Here is a 2,282-nt window from a genome sequence, read left to right on the forward strand (position 1 = left end):
GACCGCCCGCCGTTGCCGCCAGTTTGCCTCGGCCCTGCGGCTTTGCGGCATCGGGGAGGGGGATACCGTCTCCATCGTCGCCCCCAATATTCCGGCGATGTTTGAAGCCCACTTCGGGGTGCCCATGAGCGGCGCCGTGCTCAACACCATCAACACCCGGCTCGATGCCGAGTCGATGGCTTTTATCTTCCAGCATGCCCAGAGCAAGGTGGTGCTGGTGGACAGGGAGTTTGGCCCTGTGGTGCGCAAGGCGCTGGATCTGCTGGAGAGCCAACCGCTGGTCATCGCCATCGACGATCCCCTCTACCGGGAAGGGGCGCTTGTCAGCGAACTGACTTATGAGGCATTTATTGCCAGCGGCCACGGCGATGAACCCGGCTGGCTGCCAGAGGATGAGTGGCAGGCCATCTCCCTTAACTACACCTCCGGCACTACCGGCAATCCCAAGGGGGTGGTCTATCACCATCGCGGTGCCCACCTCAACGCCATCAACAATGTGCTCTCCTGGGAGCTTCCCAAACATCCCGTCTATCTCTGGACATTGCCGATGTTTCACTGCAACGGCTGGTGCTTCCCCTGGACCCTGGCAGCTACCGCCGGGGTGAGCGTCTGTCTGCGTCATGTGCCGGCGGCCGCCATTTATGACGCGCTGCACGAGCACAAGGTGAGCCATTTTTGCGCAGCGCCCATCGTGCTCAATATGCTCAACAATGCCGAACCGGCGCTCAAGCAGGGGCTGGATCACCCCATCAAGGTGATGACCGCCGGGGCTGCGCCCCCCGCCACCGTGATCGCCGGCATGGAGGCGATGGGGATAAATGTGACCCACGTTTACGGCCTCACCGAAACCTATGGCCCCTGCGTGTTGTGCGAACCGCAGCGCAGCTGGCAAGGGCAGGATGCCACCACGTTGTCGCGTCTGAAGGCATGCCAGGGCGTCGCATCACCCCTGCAGGGGGAGATGCGGGTGGTCCACCCGGTCACCGGCGAGCCGGTAGCCAAAGATGGCAAGTCCATGGGGGAGATAGTGCTGCGCGGCAACGTGGTGATGAAGGGTTATCTGAAAAATCCGGCGGCCAGCGCCGAGGCGATGGCCGAGGGGTGGTTTCGCAGCGGCGATCTGGCGGTGTGGCACCCGGACGGTTATGTGGAGATCAAGGACAGATCCAAGGACATCATCATCTCCGGCGGCGAGAACATCTCCAGTCTGGAGGTGGAAGATGTGCTCTATCGCCATCCCGATGTGGACGAAGCGGCAGTGATCGCCATGCCCGATGAGAAGTGGGGGGAGGTGCCCTGCGCCTTCGTGAAATTGAAAGAGGGGCGAGAGACCACCCAGGCGGAGCTTATCGCTTTTTGCCGGGAGCAGATGGCCCACTTCAAGGCCCCCAAGCGCATTATCTTCACCCCGCTACCCAAGACCTCGACCGGCAAGGTGCAAAAGTTTGTATTGCGCAAGCAGTTGGGATAGGCGCCCATGCGCGTGAGTGAGCGCAGCTTGCAATAGGGTGGATAAGCAGTCGGGATAAGTGCAAAAAAGGAGATGGGAATGCCTGACTGGCCAGCCAGCTATCGCGCCTTGCACGCGACACAGTTGCGGCCGGTCTGTTTGGCCTGATAGAGCATCTGATCGGTGCGGGCGTAGAGGCTCTCCATCAGCTCCCCCTCGCCATTTTCCACCAGTCCGGCACTGATGGTGATGACCAGCTCATCCCCATCGGGCAGGGAGAGCGGGTTTTGCATCACCTGCAGGCGCAGCCGTTCGGCCAGTGATGCGGCTGCCTGGAGGGTTGTGTTGGGCAGTAAAATGGCGAACTCGTCGCCACCGATACGAGCCAGCACATCTTCGTTGCGCAGCACCGATTGCATCACCCTGCCCAAATGAACCAGCGCCCTGTCCCCTAGGGGATGGCCGAAGCGATCGTTGATGCACTTGAACTGATCCACATCCAGCACCATCAGCACCGAGGTGAGGTGGTGGCGCATGTCCAGACTGAGGTTCTTCTCGCACATCTCGAAAAAGAAACGGCGGTTGTAGAGGCCGGTGAGGCCATCGCGTATCGACTGCTGATGCAACTGCTCCTTGAGCTGGTGCAGTTCGGTGATATCGGAGGAGATACCGATCAGGGTCGGGGTGCCATCCCCCAGCAGAAAGGGCACCTTGACCGACCAGTAGTAGTGCTGATTGCCCTCGATATCGGTCAGCGTCTCTTCGCCAGCCTGCAGCTCGCCGGTTTCGAATACCCGGTTATCCAGCCGCCACAGCTGGCAGGCGCTGGCAG

General features: G+C 61.0%; 2 protein-coding genes. One reads left to right on the top strand and one right to left on the bottom strand.

The window, feature by feature from the left end; translation table 11 throughout:
• Positions 1–1,471: AMP-binding protein (locus DBR30_RS13615; RefSeq protein ID WP_258224428.1), on the top strand; the 1,471-nt coding region annotated here is incomplete at its 5' end.
• A gap of 98 nt (positions 1,472–1,569) precedes the next feature.
• Here DBR30_RS13615 and DBR30_RS22195 read toward each other — a convergent pair.
• The coding region (locus DBR30_RS22195; protein WP_258224429.1) for a GGDEF domain-containing protein at positions 1,570–2,282 on the bottom strand (713 nt) is incomplete at its 5' end.

The sequence above is a fragment of the Aeromonas sp. HMWF017 genome (assembly GCF_003061465.1).
GTDB lineage: Bacteria > Pseudomonadota > Gammaproteobacteria > Enterobacterales > Aeromonadaceae > Aeromonas > Aeromonas veronii.